The organism is Paenimyroides baculatum (assembly GCF_008629655.1).
GTDB lineage: Bacteria > Bacteroidota > Bacteroidia > Flavobacteriales > Flavobacteriaceae > Flavobacterium > Flavobacterium baculatum.
Window position 1 is genome coordinate 56813 of the sequence record NZ_VWSG01000002.1, and the last position, 21051, is coordinate 77863.

Sequence of the window (21051 nt, forward strand, 5' to 3'; positions counted from 1 at the left end):
TCCGTCGGGAACGATAAATTTATTTAATTCTACAAAAATAGCGTATTTTTGCGTTCACAAAATTTCTAAAATGCAAGAATCTAAAAAAACATATAGCAATAATTGGTTTGATACCCCTTTTTATCACATTTTATACAAAGATCGTGATTATGCCGAAGCTCAATTGTTTATTGGTAATATTACCGAATATCTGAATTTGCCCGAAAATGCAAAAGTGCTTGATTTGGCTTGCGGTCGCGGCAGACATTCTATTTATTTGAATAAGTTGGGATACAATGTTGTAGGTGCCGATTTGTCTGAAAACAGTATTGCGTTTGCAAAAAAATCTGAAAATGATACGCTGCATTTTCAAGTGAAAGATATGCGCGAGCCTTTTAATGAGAAATTCGATGCTATTTTTAACCTGTTTACTAGTTTTGGATATTTTGAAAACAATGAAGATAACTTGACAGCTCTTAAAGCGATTAAAAACAGTTTGAACGATTTTGGTTTTGCAGTTCTTGATTTTATGAATGTTGAAAAAGTTACCGAAAATTTAAAATCAGAAGAAACAAAAGAAGTCGACGGGATTATTTTTACTATTAAAAGATGGATTGAAAACGGTTACATTTTAAAGAATATTGTTTTTGATTTTGAAGGCGAACATTTTGATTTTACCGAAAAAGTAAAAGCCTTGACGTTAGAAGATTTTGAAACATTAATGGAACAAGCCGGAATTTATTTGTTGGATACTTTTGGCGATTACAAATTACATAAGTTTTACAAAAAAGAATCAGACCGTTTAATAATGATCTTTAAATAATGGAAACATATTTATTACCCTTTTTAGCTGTTGTATTAGGATATTTTTTAGCGATAATTGTAAAACCGGCCAAAAAGAAAACCATAAAACTGCTATTGGCATTCAGCGGTTCTTTTTTGTTGACAATGACGGTTTCGCATTTGCTGCCAGAAGTTTATGCGTATGTTATTGAAGGAAATCATATTGAAACAACAATTGTTGAAAACGACAATAGTTCGCATAATCACACACATGAACATCACGATCATAGTCATGATCACGCAAGTCACGATAATCACAATCATACCGAAACAACAAATTCAAACCAGCACAATCACGACCACGATGCCATGAAACAGATCGGGTTGTTTATTATGTTAGGTATTGTTTTTCAGATTATTTTAGAATATTTCTCTAAAGGTGCAGAACATGGTCACGTTCATGTTCACGAAAAAATGACATCGATGCCTTGGCTTTTGTTTGCGAGTTTGTGTTTGCACGCGTTGTTCGAAGGAATGCCTGTAAGCCAGCACACGCATTTAGCATGGGCAATTGCGATACATCATTTCCCAATCGCAATTATATTAACGTTATTCTTTTTACAGGCAGAATTAAATAAAAAATTCGTTTTTATGTTTATGATCGTCTTTGCTTTAATGACTCCGCTTGGAACTTATTTATCAGCAAACTTATCATTCTTAATTGATTATTATGTACCAATATCGGCATTTGTAATAGGTATTTTATTCCATATATCATCAACTATAATCTTTGAAAGCAGCGAAGGGCACAAATTTAATTTAGCTAAACTATTAGCAATAATTATAGGAATTGCTTTTGGATTTTTTGTGTAATTTATAAATTTTGTTTTTTTTATTATAATTTTTTGTTAATTTTAAGGTTTAACAACCTAAACTAACATAATTATGAAAAAAATCACATTAATATTGTTTCTTTTTCTTGCGATTAACAATTTATTTAGTCAATCATTATATAATAGAGAATGGGGAAAAGTTAACTTGGGTCCAAGTAGGGTTTTTGAAGTTAAGCATAGTACTGAAGAATTATTTATAGATGAAACTTACTTTGGATATATTTATATTCACAATAAAATTAATTCTACTAAAACCCTTTTCTACAAGTTTCCACACCCTAATCCTCCTCTATCCAAACATGCTGTTCGTATTGAAAATATGAAATTTGACAATAATGAAAATTTAATTGTTTATGGTAGAACTCATAATGCTGATTTAGCAACTGCCGGAGCGTATAGTAAAACCCCAATAACTACCCAGTTTAGTGGCTTTTCTTTTATAGCTAAAATAAGTCGATCAGGGCAATTATTATGGTTTACATATTTCCATGATCTGGCTCAAAATGCTTCCAGCTTGGCAATTGACAAAAATAATAATATATATGTTTTAAGTAGAAGAGATAAAAATGATGTATTGTCAACAAATAGTTTTCAAAGCACTGGTGATCTATTATCAAATATAAATTATCAGGAAGTTATCAGCAAACTAGATACAAATGGTAAACATGTTTGGAGTACTTTTTATTTTAAAGATGACTCTAACATTAGAAACATCATCGCAAGCGATAACGGTTTGTATGTTTATGGTGAACATTTAGGTGGAAATGGATCAAGCAATTATTTTGGAACAATAGGAAGTTACCAGGAATATTCATCAGGTTTGAAGTCGAACGGTAATTCTGGAACTACTTTTATCACAAAATTTAATTTCAATGGTTCAAGAATTTGGAGTTCTTATTTTGGTGAACAAATTTCTAAATGTCCAATGAATAATAGTTCTTTCCCATATAGCATGACAGTTATTGGTGATGATGCTTACATTTTAACTGATCTAATAAATATAAGTACACCTGCAAAAAATATAGCAACAAATAATGCTTATCTAACCACACCAATATCTACATTTAAAAATACAACTTTAACTAAATTTACTAGCGATGGTAAACGTAGTTTTACAACTTACTTACACAGTGGTAGGGTAATACAAAAAACAAATGGCAATGACCTATTCATAACTGGTGAAATAGAAAACACTATACCTAACTTAAATAGTTTAACAACACAAAATGCTTATCAAAAGCAACATGGTGGCAAATCTGATATTTATACTTATATTTTATCTGGCAATGATTCTGCTTTAAAGTATGGGTCGTTTTATGGGGGAGATGGTGTGGATTCAGGTGTTGCTGTAACAACTACAAATGGTTATTATATTTTTGGTAGTTCATTTGGAAATTCATCTGCTTCAACTCTATTTGATAATTCAGGAGGCATGTTTTATGGTTCTACTAGTGCTGGATTTAATGGTGCATTTATGGCATATTTTACAACAAAACCATTAAGCAGTAATGAATTTAGTAAATTTAATGTTAATATTTACCCAAACCCAACTGTAGATATTTTAAATATACAAAGATCTGAAATATTTCCAAATAACACAAGTGCAACTGTTTACGGTGTTAATGGTAAAAGAGTTTTAAATTTCTCATTACAAAATTCAACCCTAAATACGCTGGATGTATCTAATTTAACATCGGGTGTTTACATTTTACAAATAAGTGGAGATAATGTTAACCAAACATTTAAGTTTATTAAAAAATAATAATTATGAAAAAATTATTTTCTTTTTTACTTATAATTACATGTTTTAATTCGTACTGTCAACTTTATAAAAGAGCATGGGGCACTTTATTACCTATAAGTTTTAAAACTATATGTTCACCCCCTCCAAATTGTGATACTGTATATTTTCATAATAATAATTTAGTAGCTCATTTAGAACAAAAATCTAATACTCTTTATCATACAGATTTTGATTTGAATAGAATTTATAAAACCAGCACAATTAATCCGTCTACTTCATTATTCTATACCATTCCTCATACAGGAGGTGGCTCTTTAATTAAATCTATAAAAACAACATCTAAAGGAGATCTAATAATATGTGGTAGAACATTAGTTAACGGCTTAGCAACAGCAGGTGCATACAGTACTACCCCAATAGCTTCTTTATTTACTGGCAGTGGATATGTAGCTAAGATTGATACTTCTGGCAAATTAGTTTGGTTTACATATTTTCACCCTATTTTACAAAACTCATCAAGTTTAACTGTTGATAAGAATGATAATATTTATATTATAACAGATAGGGAAAAAACAGAAAAATTAACAGCTAACACGTTTCAAAGTAATGGCGATCTTACACATCCACTAATTTATATGAATGCCATTAGTAAATTAGACACAAACGGAAAACACCAATGGAGTACTTTTTATAGCAAAGATCACTCAATAATAAGAAGTATCATAGCATCTACAAATGGTGTATATGTGTATGGTGAACATTTAGAAAGTAATGCTAGCAGCAATTACTTTGGGTCTTCAGGAAGTTTCCAAGAATATGCTACTGGAATGACAACTGCAGGTACAAATAATGCTAATACAGTGTTTATATCTAAGTTTAATTTTAATGGCACCCGTGCCTGGAGTTCTTATTTTGGTGTTGATAGATCTTTAGCTGCTCAAAACAATATTTTATCTTATAATAGTAGTCTTACAGTCATTAATGACGACGCTTTCATTTTAACAAATCATGAAATAAGACCCGGTATTTCTAAAAATATTACTACAAAAGGTGTTCTCTTAGAAGCACCTGTTTCAAATTCCCAAATAGATATTACTTTAACTAAATTTCTAGGAAACGGACAAAGAGGTTGGACAACCTTTTTGTATACAGGAAATATAATTGAAGCAAACAATATTGAATTGTTTGTTAGTTCAACAGTAAAAAAGACAGATCCTTTTGCTTCTAATTTATCTACAAATAATGCGTATCAAAAAAATCATGGTGGTACAGATGACACTTTTTCAACTATAATATCAACCGATGGCAAAAAGAGAAGTTATGCAAGTTTTTATGGCTTTGTAGGTACTGATAATGGAGTTGCATTCCCAACTTCGAAAGGATATTTTTGTATTGGTTACACTTTTGGTAATACAAGTAGATTTACTTCCTTAACATTTAGTACTGCAAATTCGCCAATTAAAAAACTTTCAAGAAATACAAAAGGCGAGTTAACATTTAAAGGTAATTATATTGCATATTTCACAACAGAATCTGTTACTAATAAAGAATTTAATCAACAAACTTTTAATGTTTACCCTAATCCTGCTACAGATATACTAAATATACAATCTAAAGAAAACTTACCTGAAAATACATCTTTCACAATTTATGATCTATCAGGTAAAATAGTATTGAATCACTCTGCAGTACATTCAAATCTAAATCAGATGAATATATCCAATTTAAGTTCGGGCGCCTATATATTGCAAATAAATAATCCAAATATTAATCAATCATTTAAGTTTATTAAAAAATAAAAAAGCCTCAGATAAATCTGAGGCTTTTTTATATTCCTTTTAAAACATCAATTAAATAATCAATTTCTTCTTGTTTGTTTTCATGACCGAATGACACACGTAAACTCGGTTTTTTAATTTCAACATCGTCCAAGAATTCGGCTAAAACGTGTGATGGTTTCTGGCTTCCCGATTGACAGGCACTTCCGCGAGAAACGGCAATTCCTTTCATATCTAACTGAAACAACATCATTGCAGCTTTCTCTGGTGAAAATGGTAAACGAATGTTTAACACGTTGTAAAAAGTTGATCCGTTTCCGTTGAACTGCACATCAGCAAAGCTTTCCTGTAGTTTCGCTTTGCAGTAATCGCGTAATCCGGTAATTTTTGTACGGTCTTTATTTAAATCCTGATACGATAATTCTAACGCTTTTGCCATACCAACAACCTGATGAGGCGCTTCGGTGCCGGCACGCATTCCTTTTTCTTGTTCGCCACCAACGATCAATGGTTTTAAAACATTTTTCTTACGAATAAACACAAATCCTGCGCCTTTTGGACCGTGAAATTTATGTGCTGATGCTACGATAAAATCAATAGGAATTTCATCTAAAGGAATTTCAACTTTTCCTACAGATTGAACGGTATCTGAATGAAACAAAGCATTGTGCTGCTGTGCCAAATCGGCAACTCGTTTTAAATCTAAAATCGTTCCTATTTCATTGTTAACATGCATCAAACTAATTAATGTAGGCTGATTGTCTTTCAACAATTCTTCTAAATGGTTATAGTCGATCTCGCTGTTTGGCAAAACGTTTACATAATCGATCTTTGTACCATATTCTTTCTCCATTTCTTTGATAGAATACAAGGTGCAATGATGTTCCATGCGGGTTGTAATAATACGTTTGATACCTAAATCACGAACAGAAGAACGAATGATCCAGTTATTACCTTCGGTTCCGCACGATGTAAAAATAATTTCACTTGCCGTTACATTAAACTGCTTTGCAATGGTTTTGCGCGATGCTTCGATTAATGCTTTTGTATGGCGACCAATTGAATAGGTTGATGAAGGATTTCCGAAATCGTTCGTTAAAATTTTAATCATTTCTTCAACTACTTCTGGTCTAACAGATGTGGTAGCCGCATTATCAAAATATATCTGGTTCATTACTTTAAAAATTTCTTGGTTAGATTAGTTAAAATTCGGTAGTTAAAAATAAAAACCGATAGCAAAATTAAGAAATATGAAACAAACTGTAAAGTATTTATGTGTTCTTTATAATAAAAGATTGCCAATAAAAATGCTATCAACGGATTTATATACAACATTACCCCAACGTTTGATGCCGACGCGCCTTTTAAAGCATACAAATTCATATATAAAGGTGCCAATGTAAACAAGGTTGCTATTGCTAAAATATACAGGTAAAATGATGGATTTACCGGTACGCTGAAACCGTTTACAAAATAATAAGGTAATGATAGAATGAATATCAGAATAATTTGAAAAGCGAGTGTGTTTAGCTTGTCAAAATAAATGTTTGATCGTTGTGAGATTAAATAAAAAGCATAAGTAAAAGCTACAACAAAAGCGAAAAACAAGTTGTTTGAATTGCTTACAAAACAGATTATACAGCCAATTGTACTTATTAAAACTGCAATCCACTGTATTTTTTGAAGCTTTTCTTTTAAGATGATGTTTGCCAGAAATGTAGTGATAATCGGACAGATTAAATAGGCAAACGATGCAGATTGTACATTAATTTGATTTACCACATAAATAAACAAAAACCAGTTGATACCAAGCAATAACCCACCAATTGTTGTTAGACCCAAACTTCTTTTTTTGTCTTTTTCGGGAAGTTTTTTAAAGTTTTTAAGATCGTTTAAAAGTATCTTCTTTCTAAATAAAAGCGTAAAACAAACAATAATAACAGCCGAAAAGGAAATTCTGTAAAACAAAATATCGAATGACGGTACGTAAGAAATAGGTTTTAAAGCCAAACTGAAAAAACCCCACAACATAAAAGCACAAAAAGCAATTATGTAATATTTAAAATTTTGCATTGCACAAATAAAAACGCAAATGTAGTTTAGATTTGGGTACAAAAAACAATCGCATTGTTAATTTATAATGCGATTTTCAAACAAATTTTTATACCTTATTCAATTTCAATATTCTGTTTCTTTAAAATTCTTATCACTACAAAAGCAAAAATCAGTAAATAGATAAAGCAAACTAAAGACACGATATACGATGAATGAATACCAATGATATCTGCAATTTTTCCTTGAATAGGTGGAATAATTCCACCGCCTAAAATCATCATTACCAAAAATGCCGATCCTTGTGCTGTGTATTTTCCTAATCCCATTAAACTTAAATTATAAATTGCCGGCCACATAATACTGCACGCCAATCCGCCACATAAAAAGGCATAAATAGCGGTTTTCCCTGTAGTATTTAAGCCAACAATTAATGCAATGATTCCGAACAAACTAAAAACCATTAATGTTTTTGCAGGTGCATTTTTTGTTAAGATAATTAATACGATTTGTAAAACAACACAGATAATGAAACCATAGAAATACTGCATATCGTATTCGGCTAAAATATTGGCTGTTATGATAATACCGAAGGCAATTATTGGAAGAATAACCGTTAAAAGCAATTGTCTGTTTTTTGAAAGATTAAAAGCACTAACAGCTCCTGCCCAACGACCAATCATCATACTGCCCCAATACATTGAAATATAAGGTGCAATTTGAGATGAAGATAATCCGCCAAATTCATCAGATTTTAAAAGCTCGCCTAAATTACTTCCAATACCTACTTCTACTCCAACGTACATAAATATTGCCAACATTCCCAAAACCAATTGCGGATATTTCATTGCACCCCAACCTTCTGGTTTTACGGTTGCGCGATTGTAAGCAAAAAGCAGTATCAACAAAACTGCTACAAATGCAAATGAAAGCCACATAACACGTGTATTTTCTAATGATTCTTTACTTACTATTTCGACTGTTCCTCTGTAGGTTGAAAAAACAAAACTGAAACAAACCATTAATAAAATGGTCATTAAAACTAATATATTTAGTGCTTTCGGAGCTTTTTCTATAGGTTCGATACTTTTTCCTTCGGGCAATTTTTTTGAAAAATAAAACAATGCGGCAGCACCAATAAACAATAAGCCGACGCAAACATAAAGCAACACTACTTTATCTAAACTCAAAGATTTTATTTGATTCTCGCTCACTGCTGCGGTTGTTCCAAACAATGCAAAAGCAACTACCAACGGACCAATTGTAGTACCTAACGAATTTATTCCGCCACCCAGATTTACCCTGCTTGCGCCTGTTTTTTCATCGCCCAGTAAAATAGCAAACGGATTTGCCGCTGTTTGCTGTAACGAAAACCCCAAGGCAACTGTGAACAAACCAATCAGCATTCCGTAATACACATTGGCTTCAACCGCCAAAATCATGGCAACAGCACCAATTGTAGAAAACAGCAAACCATAAACAATACTGCGTTTGTAACCCCAATAAGTAACTAAATCTTTCCCTTTAACATTACTCAAGGCAAACAAAATCAACGCACCAATGTAGTAGGCTGTGTAAAAAGCAAAATCGATCAATTGTGATTGAAACTGATCTAAATGGAAATAATCTTTACAAAAAGGAATAAAAATGTTGTTGCCCGCAGCCATAAATCCCCAAAAAAAGAAAACAACAATTAAGGTATATAATGCCGGATAATTTGTTTTTACAGTATGATTCATACAAAATGGAATTAAATATCAAATATAAAAATTTGAAGCAAGATCGGCTATTTTGGTTATAAAAAAGTTATTTTTGTAGCAAAGTTTGTATTCTATGAAAAAAATAGTTGGCTTGTTTTTAGTCTCGATAAGTTTAACAGCTTGTGATGATGGTGATTTGGTTTTTGAAAATTTAAATTTTGACGGAAAACAAATTCAAAAATGCCAGGATAATGAGTTGTATTTTAAAACGAATGACACTGAATTGTTACTGGTAGATTTTTCTAGCACGGTTAACGGTGTTAAAGGATCGGTATTAGATACATTAGCTCCTTTAGACATCAAACAAGAGTTGTCAACTACGGGAACTACAAAAATTTATTACCGTACATACGATGCTCCGATTTTGGCAAACGCAATTTGTTCTTTATTAGCACCAGCAAATCCAAAAGTTACGGCAGAATACACCTCTTTACCTGGTGGAAGAATATTTTACACCCGAACAATGATACCGGCAGTTACCGAAACCGCTGTAAATGTAAACTATACTTACACCATTAATTTTGAAAATATTACGCTTACTAACGGAACATCGGAAATTAAATATGCTACCCTTCCGTATGGTTCGTATGTTTATGATACAAGTAAATTGAATTTCAACTTTACAAACAACTTTAATAATTGCGAGAATACTTTAATTTGTAATAGAAATGATGAGTACATTCAAATAAACTTACCTGCTGATTTTGTTTTCCCTACAACTAATCAAACTCAAATAGTGAATTTAAATGACACCAACTTATTAAATTATTATATTTTTAAAGAATTTATAACGATTGATGAAGGTAATGAATGTGAATTTCCAACTGACACAATTAAAGAAGATTGGCAGGTAACCAATGGATCTTTACAGATTGAAACAAAAGTTATAGGAACAATCATAACTCATAATTTAAAGCTATTACAGGCTCAATTTAAGAATGACGAAACTACCTTTAGTGTGACAGATCGAAATTTAGGAACTTACGAACCTCAATAAAACAACAAAATCCGAATTTAAACATTCGGATTTTGCTTTATATATACTTCTGTTGCTCCCAAACCATATTTTCTATAGTTTGCATCCTGATACGATATTTCGGGATATCTGCCCAACAAATAATCTAATTCTGATTTTAAAACGCCCTCGCCCATTCCGTGTATAAACACAATTTTAGGAATACGGTTTTTAATAGCGAATTCTAATTGTCCGCGTGCCGTATCAACCTGAATGTTTAAAATATCAAAATTGTTCATGTGTTTAAAACTCTTAACCAGTTTTTCTATATGAAGATCAACTTCTAAAACAACTTCGTCTTTTTTCGATTTTTTTTCGGAATTTACTTTATGATGATTAACTGTAATCTTCTGTGTTTTTGCCGATTCAATTGCTCCGTAAGTCGATCCTTGTTTTATAAGTGAATCATCGCCAATTAAAATCAGCTGTTTTAAGGGGTATGCAAGTTCAAAACCATCGCTTGTTAAAATAACGGCCTCGTCGTTAGCAATTTTTATAACTTTCCCTTTAAAATCTTCGTCTAAAACTTCAACAAAAGTTCCTATATTAATTTCCTTGTTCATTGTTTGTTTGGTTGTTATTTTTATCGGAATTGCTTGGTGTTTTGTTCATTAAATACATCATTAAAAAGAAAAAAACAAGCACTGCAACTATTTGTATATAGATGTTTGGCTGCGATTTGGTTTGTTCAACCAGTGCCCAAAACATTAAACCAAATATCGCGATATATATAAGAAATTTCATTTTATATTTTTTTCAAAATTAATAAATTTATACATTCGGTAAAAATTTACGACTATGGAAGAATACATGATACCCTGCATGAACAAAAAACTTTTTGGAGTTGAATGTATGGGTTGCGGTACGCAGCGTGCGGCTTATATGGTATCGCAAGGCAATTTTGTTGACGCATTTAAAATGTTTCCGGCAATTTACACCACTATTCTTTTATTTGCATTTATTTTTTTGCATTTTGTTGATAAGAAACGAAAATATCATAAAATAATAATTTTTTTAGCGATACTAAATGCGGTTATTATGGTATTTGCTTATATTTACAAACATTATAAATTTTAACAAATTAAAAAGAACTATGGAAAATTATCAGGATCAGAATCAAACACAAAACTACCAAAATTCTAACTTTAACAACGGAAACGGTAATTTTATGACAACTAACTTACCAAACGGAACAGCAGTTCTTATATTGGGTATTGTTTCTATTATTGGATGTTGTTGTTATGGTATTGTTGGGGTAATTTGTGGTATCATCGGTTTAGTTTTAGCTAAAAAAGATATGGCATTATACAAACAAAACCCAAGTGCTTACAACAATTTTTCCAACCTTAACACTGGTAGAATTTTATGTATTATTGGATTAGTTTTAAGTGTTATAACATTAATATCAAATATAGTTGTAATTGCTATGTATGGCTTTGATGGAGTTCAAGAGATGCAACAACAATGGATTGAGCAAATGCAAAATCAACAATAATAAAATATAAATAACAAAAAAAATCCCGAAGTTTAGACTCCGGGATTTTTTGTTTTTAATAATTCAACACATCAAAAATCTGTGATATAATTAAATTTTTTCTTCTTTCGTAATCATCTAATTCAGTTGTTTCTAACGAAGTGTAAGTTCTTAACGAAAAATAGATTGGCTTGCTTTGCTTTAAATATACACCCACTGTCCAATCAATTCTTTTACCTAAATAATTTGTTGTTGCGGTATGTATTGCCAGTTTTTCATCTTTTAATAGCTGGTTGTAAACAAACTGCTGACTTTGTTTATTAAAAGGCAGCTTGCCTTCTTTCAACTCTTTCAAAAACAAAATCATAGAATTTGGGTTTGTCAAAGCGGCGTAGTTCCAAAAATACTGTAATTCGTTGTTTTTTATTTCTTTAAAAAAAGTCGATTTTTTAATATTACTTAAATAACTTTCCTGTGGAAGATAATTCTGTAAACGGTCAAAATACCAGTCGTTCTTATTCTTTATGGCATCAATTAAATTGGTATCGGCATTCCATTCGGGTTTTCTTTCATCAAAAAAAGATCTTTTAACACCATCCCACATCAATTTTTCCTTTACATCAATCTTAAAAACTTTTTCTTCTAAACCAACCAAAGCCTGCCATAAATGAAAATGAGCTGCTGCTGGTGTATTCGAAAAAGGTTCCACTTCGGTACTAAACAACCATTCATCCTTATTCTCGTTGTAAATAACAATGGCGCCGTTAATGTTGTTCGCTTTAAAATAATAATCTAAATAACTTTGAGCCTGTGTATTAAAAAATCCTAAAAAAAGAAAAAGTAAAACGTATTTCATGTTTATTTTTTTTCAAAAATATAAAAACTAAACCCAACATCTGAATTGTTTTCACAAAACATTTCGATCTGATAGAATATTATTACTTTTGTACATTATTTTTACCCATGAAAAATTTTATCCAAATAATAGTTTGTTTGTTGTTTTCGGCAACAAATGCGCAAATACCTACTTACTACCAAACCATTAACTTAAATTTGCAAGGCGAAGTCTTAAAAAATGAGTTAACTACTTTATTAACAACGACTCATACATACAATTTGATTTATACACCAGATGTATGGAATGTTTTAAAACAAGCCGATGTTGATCCTAACAATGCAGATAAAGTTTTGCTTTTATACGGTTGGAACGATACTGATTTGATCAAAAACAACGATTTAACACGCGACAGAACGGCAAGTTGTCATTCATCGAACTGTGAAGATAAATGGGTTCGCGAACATGTTTTTCCAAGATCGAAAGGAACACCTAATTTAGAATTTGAAGGTCCGGGTTCTGATGCGCACCATTTACGTGCCGTTGATTACGACCGAAATAATTTAAGAAGCAACTTTAAGTTTATTGCAAACCCAACAACGTACATTACTTATTCACGAGTTATTCAGCAAAATGGATCGGAATATTTTTATCCGGGCGATAACTGGAAAGGGGATGTTGCCCGAATGGTTATGTATATGTATGTGCGTTACGGTAACCGCTGCCAGCCTGTAAATGTTGGTTTTGGATCTACATCTTTTTCTGTAAATAACGATATGCCGAATATTTTTTTACAATGGAATGCAGAAGATCCGGTATCAATACATGAAATCAACCGAAATGAAAAAATTTATGCTGCACAAGGAAACAGAAATCCGTTTATTGACAATCCTTATTTAGCAACAAAAATTTGGAACGGACCTGCAGCAGAAAATAAATGGAATGCTTTAAATACCAGTGAAACTGTTTTTAATTATACAAAAGTGTATCCTACTTACACCAATGATTTTTTGAATATCGAAACCGATTTAACCGAAACTTCTTATAAAATATATGATCTGTCGGGTAAATTGATCAATCAAGATAAAAATCAAACGAAAATAGATGTTTCAAATTATTCAAGTGGTTTGTATATGCTTCACTTTTCTGCAGACAATGTATCAAAAACCTATAAGTTTATAAAAAAATAAATCTGATTAGATTTCAACTAAAGTTTAATGAAATTCTACCTTTCTTCTTACAAATTCGGAAATGATTATAATGAACTAACAAAAATGCTTCCAAAACGAGCAAAAATTGGTCATGTAAATAATTCACGTGATTGGTTAGGTGTAAATGAAGAAAATAAACAAAAATCATTACATGAGTAGATGCTTTTTCTTGAAAATTTAGGTTTTAAATGTGAACATTTAGATTTGAAGGATTATTTTGGAAAAGAAGAATTTTTAAAGAACAAATTAGATGAGTTGGATGGTATTTGGGTTTGCGGCGGAAATACTTTTGTGCTTCGGCAAGCAATGAAGTTGAGTGGTTTTGATACTATTTTTAAATATTTATTAAAGCGAAAAGATTTCTTTTGGGGCGGCTACAGTGCTGGAATCTGTATTTTGTGCGATTCACTTAAATATATTGATCAAGTTGATGATGCTAATAATTTTCCTTATAAAGAAATCAATATTCCAATTTATGAAGGTTTAGGTATTTTCAATTATGCTTTACTTCCTCATTACAAATCAAACCACGAAGAATCTGAACTAATCGAAAAGGAAGTGGAACGCTGTATTAAAAACAAATGGCTTTTTAAAGTTTTAAAGGACGGCGAGGTATTTATTTTTGATAATAATTTTGAAAAATAAAAAGAAGTAACAGAATTTGATTTCCGTTACTTCTCTTTATTTTAAGTTTATTAAAACAACCTATTAAGGAATATATTTCTTCTCAAAATTAGGTTTGCGTTTTTCTAAAAAGGCATTACGACCTTCAATAGCTTCTTCACTCATATAAGCCAAACGCGTTGCTTCGCCGGCAAAAACCTGCTGACCAACCATGCCGTCGTCGGTTAAATTCATAGCAAATTTCAACATTTTTATAGATATAGGCGATTTTCCTAAAATTTCCTGTGCCCAATCGTAAGCCGTTTGTTCCAATTCTGCATGCGGGATTACTGCGTTAACCATTCCCATATCGTAAGCGTCTTGTGCAGAATAATTTCTACCTAAAAAGAAAATTTCACGCGCTCTTTTCTGTCCGACCATTTTCGCCAAATAAGCCGATCCGTAACCACCATCAAAACTTGTAACATCGGCATCGGTTTGTTTAAAAATAGCGTGTTCTTTACTCGCCAACGTTAAATCGCAAACCACATGTAAAGAATGTCCGCCACCAACAGCCCAGCCATTTACAACCGCAATAACTGCTTTTGGTGTAAAGCGAATTAAACGCTGAACTTCTAAAATATTTAGACGGTGATAACCATCTTCACCAACATAACCTTGATAACCACGTGCTTTTTGATCGCCGCCACTGCAAAAAGAATAAACACCGTCTTTTGGAGAAGGACCTTCAGACGATAAAAGAATCACTCCGATTGATGTATCTTCATGTGCATCGCTGAAAGCACGCAACAATTCAGAAGTAGTTTTAGGACGGAAAGCGTTTCTAACTTCCGGGCGGTTAAATGCAATTCGGGCAACGCCGTTGCATTTTTTATACGTTATATCATCAAACTCAATAGCTGTTTGCCAGTTTATTTCATTCATTCTGTAAAATTTTATAATCTACACCAAAGATACATTTTTTACTTTTTATAAATTTAACGCAGCAAGGTGTTTTTAAAAATCAGCAAATCGTTTATATTTGCTACTTATAGCGAATTTTAAATAATGAAAAAAATAATATTTCCCCTACTTCTTATCGGTGGCTTAAGTATTTCTTGCGATAAAAATTTCGATATTGCTCAAGTCATTAAAAAAAGAAGTGAACTTTATAAAAAACAAGAACAATTAATAAAAAACAACGACGATACTTTTGATGTAAAATTTAATCCGGTAACACCAAAATATAAATTAGAAACCCGCGAAATTATTGAAACTTTTTACCACAACCGAATTAATAGAGGTGGTTTTTGGGGACAGTTTCTTGTTGCGAAAAACGGTGAAATAATCTTTGAAGATTATCAGGGTTACGCAAATTATCAAAACAAAGAAAAAATTAACGATTCTACACCAATGCACGTTGCATCTGTCGGAAAAGTATTTACAGGTGTAACTATTTTACGATTAATTAACGAAGGGAAAATTTCGTTAGATCAAAAAGTGAATACTATTTTAACCGGATTTCCTTTTGATGATATTACGGTGCGTTTGTTATTAAATCATCGTTCAGGATTGCCTTATTACGGAAACTTTACAGCTAAACCCGGAATGTGGGATACCAAGAAAACACTGACCAATAAAGATGTGTTGAATTTGTTGGAAACCAAAGGCATTAAGTTAGATTTTAGACCAAATACCCGCTTTACCTACTCTAACACTAATTATGTAGTTTTGGCGTTGATTGTGGAGCAGGTTACAAAAAAATCGTTTCAAGATGCTATGAAGGAGCTTATTTTAGAGCCTTTAAAAATGAACAATACCTTTGTTTTAGATAATCTGGAAAACAAAGACAAAATAACGCAATCATACCACGCGAATAATCAAAAAATGCATTGGGATTATTTAGATGGAACGTATGGCGATAAAAACATCTATACAACGGCACGCGATATGCTGAAATTAGATAAAGCACTATATTCTGATAATTTTATTAGCAAAGCGTTAAAAGGCGAAATGTACAAAGGATATTCGTACGAAAAATCGGGAGCAAATAATTATGGTTTGGCGATACGTATGGTGGAACCTAAAGAAGATGGCGGTAACCTGTACACTTTCCACAACGGTTGGTGGCGCGGTAACAGAACATCGTATGTAACGTTGCGCAAAGATACCATTACCATTATATGTTTCAACAACCATAATTCGCAAATGGCTTATAAAACAAAAGAATTGGCACCACGATTGGGGAATTATCCTTTTATACAGATTAACGATTAATCAGGCGACGAAAGTCGCTTTTTTTAGACATAATAAAACATGAAAAAATCAATTTTAGCACTACTTTCGTTGTTTGTACTTTCATGTGCAAGCCACGATAAAATAAACAAACGCTATCATACCAAAATTGATGCGAAGAAATTAAAGAAAGATGTTTCGTTTGTTCAAAAAAGAATCACAAACATGCATCCCGATTTGTATTGGTACATTTCGAAGGAAGATCTTAACAGAAAATTCGATAGTTTGTCGAATACTTTGAATGAACCGTTAACACCCAACGAATTTTACCTGAAGATCAGTCCGGTTGTGGCATCGGTTCATCAGGGACACATGAGCATGGGTATGCTTACGCAGACTTCACCCGATTCTTTAAAGAAAAAATACAAAGGTTCGGTAAATCCATTATCGAATTTTGAATATGAGTATTTGAACGACAGACTTTTCATTAAAAGAAACAATTCTAAAACGGATACCATTCTTCAAACAGGAACGGAAATTATCGATATTAACGGAGTAAAACCTGCGGATCTTTTTACGAAATACCGAAAAACATTTACATCAGACGGATACAACGAAACGGCAATTCCAAAGTTTTTTGCTCGTCGTGTAAATTCGTTCTACATTAATGAATTAGGGTTTGTTGACAGTATTAAAATCAATGCCGTTTGTGCCGATACTGCTTTCTATTACACTGCAAAAAGAACGTTTGAAAAATCGAAAAAAGAAAGAAAAGCGCTTGCCAAAAAAGCAATTGCCGAAAAGAAAAACGATACGTTAAAAGACACAAAAATTGTTCAAACAGATACGCTACCAAAACTTACTAAAGCAGAAAAGAAAATTAAAAAGAAGGCTTTAAAAGAATTGGCAGAGAAAAAGTATCATAAAAACGAATGGTTTGGTTATGATAGTAAAAGCAACACATTTTCTAAACAAATAACGTATCCAGTTGCGCAAGACAGTACGGTTGCTGTGCTTAAAATCAGAGATTTTAGCAAGGGACGCATAAAAGTTTACGATACAATTTTTGCCGAATTAAAGAAACACGATGTGCAGAATTTGATTATCGATTTACGTGGAAATCCTGGTGGACGATTGAATGAAATTCACAAGCTGGCACAATATTTAAATGATACCGCTTTTGTATTTACAAAGCCTGCAACCATTACAAAACGTACTACTTTTTTAAATCTTTACAGAGGTAAAAGTGTTGCTAGTAAAATTTTAGGCACGCCGTTTATTTCTATTTTTTCAACAATCCGCGGATTAAGATCAAGCAGAAATGATGTGGGAGAATTGCAGTTTCATATGAAATCGTCTAAAATAACACAGCCAAAACCATTGAATTACAAAAACAATATATACGTGATTACCGATGGTATGACGTTTTCTGCGGCAGCTATTATTTCATCGCACTTAAAAGGTAGAAACCGTGCCGTTTTTGTGGGCGATGAAACAGGCGGAACGTTTAACGGAACGGTTGCCGGAATTATGCCTAATGTGAAATTACCCAATTCTAAATTAGTTGTTCGTGTAGGTTTAATGACTATAAAACCACATGAACAAACCCAAAAAGAAGGTTACGGCGTAATGCCCGATACTTATATAAAACCAACTATTGAAGATTTCTTAAACGATAAAGATCCCGAATTAGACTGGATATTAAATCAGATAGACCCAAACAGAAACGCTCTTAATTAAGAGCGTTTTTTATTCATATTATATTAATTTTAAAACATGAACGCGGAATTTATAAATAAACCTATTTCAGGCGAATACCATGAAAAACATTTTGGAAGTATCACACCACATTGTCTTTGGGTAAAATTTACTAATGATGAAAATGAATGGGTTGGATCTTTTGAAACTGGTTGGGTTGAAGAAGTTAAACTTATTTTTCAACTTAAAGATCAAAAAGCATTTATCATTGCAAATGGTCATGGCTATTTAATTGATCTTGTTTTAAAAGAGCAGATAAATGAATCTATAATTTCTCACATAGAATCTGCTTTGTACAACGCGGAAAATGATACGATTTACTTCATTGATGGTTTTGATATAAAGTATGTAAATTGTGATGGAAGTGTTGATGTTCTTTTTAGCGAATATATTTTCGATAAAATCACACTTACAAAAATTAAAGACAATAAACTGCATGCTGAATATTGGCACTATCAAACCAGTACTGATTCTTTTGATTTTGAATTTGATTTAATAACCAAAGAAATAAAAGATTTTTTTCCAATTGAAGCAAAACAAACAACTACATATAAACCAAAAATCAGTTTAGTTGATCGAATAAAAAAATATTTCAAAAAAATCTAATTCTATTTAATTTCAATTTTAGGGAATGACCAATTATGGCGAACTGCTAAAATTCGAATTAAAATAATGGTTCCGGCTGTACCAACATAAATTACGTCGTCGTTTACGTGTAGTAACTTCAATCCAAAAAACATAAATCCTCCCATTAAACAAGCTGTGGCATAAATTTCTTTTCGAAAAATTACGGGGATTTCGTTACAAAGAATATCTCGGGCAACACCACCAAAACAAGCCGTTACGGTTCCTAAAAGAATACAAACGATAGGGCTGAAATTTATCGACAATCCTTTTTCGATACCTATAATCGTGAAAATTCCAATCCCAATAGTATCAAACAAAAATAACGATGTTCTTAAAAAACTTAAATATTGCCTGAAAATGATCGAAATAATTGTTGCAGCTACCACAATATAAAATGTTTGCAGGTTTAACAGCCAAAAAACAGGCGTGTTACCAATAAGCAGATCACGCAAAGTTCCGCCACCAATTGATGTTACCATGGCAATAACAAATACACCGAAAAAGTCTAGTTTTTTTTCGATTCCTGCCAATGCACCCGAAATTGCGAACGCAATAAGTCCTAAAATATCTAAAATAGAGAAAATCATTATTTGCTTGTTAAATGATTAAAGTCGTTAATTACGGTTTGTATAAACTGATGCTGGTTTAAACTTTGATTTTTTATAGTGGTTACTTCTTCAATTTTAGAAATAAGCTTGTCAATCATCAGTGTATCGTTTTGAAGAATTGCAGTATTATATGCTTTTTTAATGATGTTCATATCGTGATCAGACAATCGTAAAACCGTTGGAAAACTTACCACATATTCGTTTGAAAGATCATTTAAATAGCGATGATTCAACTGCACATTCGATTTTAAACTGATAACGGTTGTGTCGGTAACCATATCGCCCAAACGCTGACTTTTTTTACTGAAGATAATTCCTAAAATAGCAGGCAATCCCAACATAATAAAAACATCGACCAAACGACAAATCCATCTGCTGAAATAATCAGAGAAACGTGCCTGATAACCTTCAATCTTTACTACCCTGATTTTTAAAATCATTTTACCGGGCGTTTGTCCATTGGTCCAACTTTCAAAAAAAAGCGTGTAAAATATAAATGGTATCAAGCCTATAAAAGTTATCACACCCTCTTCCCAACTATCATTTGTTTTAATTTTAAAAACATCGAAAATAAGGTAAAAAGCTGCAATTGCGTATGCGGTTTTAATTGCCATATCAATAGCAAATGCTAAAATACGCTCGCCCAATGAAGCTGCCTTAAAATTTATTGCAACATTTTGCGCAGTGTTTATAGTTATTTCGGTCATTATTTATATTTTAGCAGTTATGAGGGAAATTGCTTTTATAAAACAAAATAAAGAAAAATGGTTAAATATTGAGCAACAATTAACCGTAAAAAATAAAATTTCTGCCGATGACTGGTCTCAAATGTATGTTCAGCTTACAAATGATCTGTCTTTTTCTCAAACATATTTCCCAAAAAGCGATTTAACCGTTTACTTAAACAACCTTGCAAGTACGGTGCACCAAAAGGTTTACACTAATTATAAGTATGAAAAGAATGTATTAAGCACCTTCTTTTTTTACGATGTTCCGTTAATAGCCTACAAATACCGAAAATTTTTATATTTCTCTCTGATTTTATTTCTGGTTTTTGTAGCAATTGGTGCAGTTTCTGCTGCTTATGACGAACGTTTTGTCCGTTTGATATTAGGCGACGCTTACGTAAATAAAACGTTAGACAATATTGCAAATGGCGATGCTATGGCGGTTTATAAAGGTTCATCGAATTGGGGAAGTGCCTTTGGAATAACGCTTAACAATTTATATGTTGGAATGCGATGTTACATTTACGGAGTATTTCTTGGGTTGGGAACTTTGTATATCATGTTTCAAAATGCTGTTATGTTGGGCAGTTTTCAGTACTTCTTTTACGAAAAAGGAGTTTTTAATGAAAGTATCCGCGGAATTTGGCTACATGGTTCAATGGAAATAATGGCAATTGTTATTGAAGTTTGTGCCGGTTTTATGTTGGGTGCAAGCATATTGTTTCCCGGAACGTACACACGCATGCAATCGTTAAAAATTGGTTTTAAAAACAGTTTTAAATTGTTTATAAGTACCATGCCTTTTACTATTTTTGCAGGATTGATAGAAGGTTACATTACGCGCTACGCCAAAGAAATGCCTAATATTTTAAACTATTTAATTATAATTAGTACGTTGGGGTTAATAACATTTTACTATTTTATTTATCCGTTTTTAGTACACAGAAAAACACTTAAAAATGTATAAT

23 protein-coding genes are annotated in these 21051 nt (G+C 32.0%); 14 read left to right on the plus strand and 9 right to left on the minus strand.

What is annotated here, in order from left to right:
• The first annotated feature begins 70 nt into the window (after positions 1-70).
• The 4 genes from F0460_RS02750 to F0460_RS02765 all read left to right on the plus strand — a co-directional run bounded on the left by F0460_RS02750 (position 71) and on the right by F0460_RS02765 (position 5198).
• The gene (locus F0460_RS02750) at positions 71-802 is read left to right on the plus strand and encodes an SAM-dependent methyltransferase (RefSeq protein ID WP_150010046.1); all 732 of its coding nucleotides are present in this window, start codon (positions 71-73) and stop codon (positions 800-802) included.
• Positions 802-1635, plus strand: coding sequence for a ZIP family metal transporter (locus F0460_RS02755; protein WP_150010048.1), 834 nt, complete (start codon positions 802-804; stop codon positions 1633-1635). Before F0460_RS02750 ends, F0460_RS02755 begins: the two co-directional genes overlap by 1 nt.
• Positions 1636-1707: 72 nt before the next feature.
• The gene (locus tag F0460_RS02760; protein WP_150010050.1) at positions 1708-3417 is read left to right on the plus strand and encodes a T9SS type A sorting domain-containing protein; all 1710 of its coding nucleotides are present in this window, start codon (positions 1708-1710) and stop codon (positions 3415-3417) included.
• A gap of 5 nt (positions 3418-3422) precedes the next feature.
• Positions 3423-5198, plus strand: a complete 1776-nt coding sequence (locus tag F0460_RS02765) for a T9SS type A sorting domain-containing protein (protein ID WP_150010052.1) — start codon at positions 3423-3425, stop codon at positions 5196-5198.
• 28 nt (positions 5199-5226) lie between these two features.
• On the opposite strand, the gene F0460_RS02770 is transcribed toward F0460_RS02765, so the two are convergent.
• The 3 genes from F0460_RS02770 to F0460_RS02780 form a co-directional block, all read right to left on the minus strand.
• The gene (locus F0460_RS02770; protein WP_150010054.1) at positions 5227-6351 is read right to left on the minus strand and encodes a cysteine desulfurase family protein; all 1125 of its coding nucleotides are present in this window, start codon (positions 6349-6351) and stop codon (positions 5227-5229) included.
• Entirely contained in the window at positions 6351-7250 is a 900-nt protein-coding gene (locus tag F0460_RS02775) for an EamA family transporter (RefSeq protein WP_150010056.1), read from the minus strand. Before F0460_RS02775 ends, F0460_RS02770 begins: the two co-directional genes overlap by 1 nt.
• A 95-nt stretch (positions 7251-7345) precedes the next feature.
• Complete coding sequence (locus tag F0460_RS02780; RefSeq protein ID WP_150010058.1) at positions 7346-8968, minus strand: MFS transporter; 1623 nt, start codon at positions 8966-8968, stop codon at positions 7346-7348.
• A 94-nt stretch (positions 8969-9062) separates the two neighbouring features.
• On the opposite strand from F0460_RS02780, the gene F0460_RS02785 reads away from it, so the two are divergent.
• The gene (locus tag F0460_RS02785; protein ID WP_150010060.1) at positions 9063-9986 is read left to right on the plus strand and encodes a hypothetical protein; all 924 of its coding nucleotides are present in this window, start codon (positions 9063-9065) and stop codon (positions 9984-9986) included.
• Positions 9987-10003: 17 nt separating this feature from the next.
• Here the strand turns inward: F0460_RS02785 and F0460_RS02790 are convergent, their stop codons facing one another.
• The gene (locus F0460_RS02790; RefSeq protein WP_150010062.1) at positions 10004-10567 is read right to left on the minus strand and encodes a Smr/MutS family protein; all 564 of its coding nucleotides are present in this window, start codon (positions 10565-10567) and stop codon (positions 10004-10006) included.
• Positions 10551-10748, minus strand: a complete 198-nt coding sequence (locus F0460_RS02795; protein WP_150010064.1) for a hypothetical protein — start codon at positions 10746-10748, stop codon at positions 10551-10553. Before F0460_RS02795 ends, F0460_RS02790 begins: the two co-directional genes overlap by 17 nt.
• A 54-nt stretch (positions 10749-10802) precedes the next feature.
• Between F0460_RS02795 and F0460_RS02800 the strand changes: the two genes are divergently transcribed.
• Positions 10803-11081: a DUF2752 domain-containing protein gene (locus tag F0460_RS02800; protein ID WP_150010066.1), complete on the plus strand. Its 279-nt coding sequence runs from the start codon at positions 10803-10805 to the stop codon at positions 11079-11081.
• A 16-nt stretch (positions 11082-11097) separates the two neighbouring features.
• Entirely contained in the window at positions 11098-11499 is a 402-nt protein-coding gene (locus F0460_RS02805) for a CCC motif membrane protein (protein WP_317132130.1), read from the plus strand.
• Between the two features lie 55 nt (positions 11500-11554).
• On the opposite strand, the gene F0460_RS02810 is transcribed toward F0460_RS02805, so the two are convergent.
• On the minus strand, positions 11555-12334 hold the full coding sequence (locus F0460_RS02810; protein WP_150010068.1) for a hypothetical protein: 780 nt from the start codon (positions 12332-12334) through the stop codon (positions 11555-11557).
• 107 nt (positions 12335-12441) lie between these two features.
• Between F0460_RS02810 and F0460_RS02815 the strand changes: the two genes are divergently transcribed.
• Genes F0460_RS02815 through F0460_RS02820 form a run of 3 tightly spaced genes read left to right on the plus strand, consistent with a single transcriptional unit; the run spans position 12442 to position 14169 of the window.
• Complete coding sequence (locus F0460_RS02815) at positions 12442-13503, plus strand: endonuclease (protein WP_150010070.1); 1062 nt, start codon at positions 12442-12444, stop codon at positions 13501-13503.
• A gap of 27 nt (positions 13504-13530) precedes the next feature.
• A complete protein-coding gene (locus F0460_RS16100; RefSeq protein ID WP_190304072.1) occupies positions 13531-13683 on the plus strand; it encodes a hypothetical protein in 153 nt (50 codons plus the stop codon).
• Complete coding sequence (locus F0460_RS02820; RefSeq protein ID WP_150010072.1) at positions 13684-14169, plus strand: Type 1 glutamine amidotransferase-like domain-containing protein; 486 nt, start codon at positions 13684-13686, stop codon at positions 14167-14169.
• A 63-nt stretch (positions 14170-14232) separates the two neighbouring features.
• Here F0460_RS02820 and F0460_RS02825 read toward each other — a convergent pair whose 3' ends face one another.
• A complete protein-coding gene (locus F0460_RS02825) occupies positions 14233-15072 on the minus strand; it encodes a 1,4-dihydroxy-2-naphthoyl-CoA synthase (RefSeq protein ID WP_150010074.1) in 840 nt (279 codons plus the stop codon).
• A 123-nt stretch (positions 15073-15195) separates the two neighbouring features.
• On the opposite strand from F0460_RS02825, the gene F0460_RS02830 reads away from it, so the two are divergent.
• Genes F0460_RS02830 through F0460_RS02840 form a run of 3 tightly spaced genes read left to right on the plus strand, consistent with a single transcriptional unit; the run spans position 15196 to position 18726 of the window.
• Positions 15196-16404, plus strand: coding sequence for a serine hydrolase domain-containing protein (locus F0460_RS02830; RefSeq protein ID WP_223810749.1), 1209 nt, complete (start codon positions 15196-15198; stop codon positions 16402-16404).
• A 39-nt stretch (positions 16405-16443) separates the two neighbouring features.
• Positions 16444-18102: a S41 family peptidase gene (locus tag F0460_RS02835; RefSeq protein WP_150010078.1), complete on the plus strand. Its 1659-nt coding sequence runs from the start codon at positions 16444-16446 to the stop codon at positions 18100-18102.
• Between the two features lie 36 nt (positions 18103-18138).
• Positions 18139-18726: a hypothetical protein gene (locus tag F0460_RS02840; RefSeq protein WP_150010080.1), complete on the plus strand. Its 588-nt coding sequence runs from the start codon at positions 18139-18141 to the stop codon at positions 18724-18726.
• Positions 18727-18728: 2 nt separating this feature from the next.
• Here the strand turns inward: F0460_RS02840 and F0460_RS02845 are convergent, their stop codons facing one another.
• Together F0460_RS02845 and F0460_RS02850 are read right to left on the minus strand one after the other, a co-directional pair.
• The gene (locus F0460_RS02845) at positions 18729-19334 is read right to left on the minus strand and encodes a trimeric intracellular cation channel family protein (RefSeq protein WP_150010082.1); all 606 of its coding nucleotides are present in this window, start codon (positions 19332-19334) and stop codon (positions 18729-18731) included.
• The gene (locus F0460_RS02850; protein ID WP_150010084.1) at positions 19334-20062 is read right to left on the minus strand and encodes an RDD family protein; all 729 of its coding nucleotides are present in this window, start codon (positions 20060-20062) and stop codon (positions 19334-19336) included. The genes F0460_RS02845 and F0460_RS02850 overlap by 1 nt, the downstream gene beginning before the upstream one ends.
• Positions 20063-20081: 19 nt before the next feature.
• On the opposite strand from F0460_RS02850, the gene F0460_RS02855 reads away from it, so the two are divergent.
• Complete coding sequence (locus F0460_RS02855) at positions 20082-21050, plus strand: stage II sporulation protein M (protein ID WP_150010086.1); 969 nt, start codon at positions 20082-20084, stop codon at positions 21048-21050.
• Position 21051 lies beyond the last annotated feature (1 nt).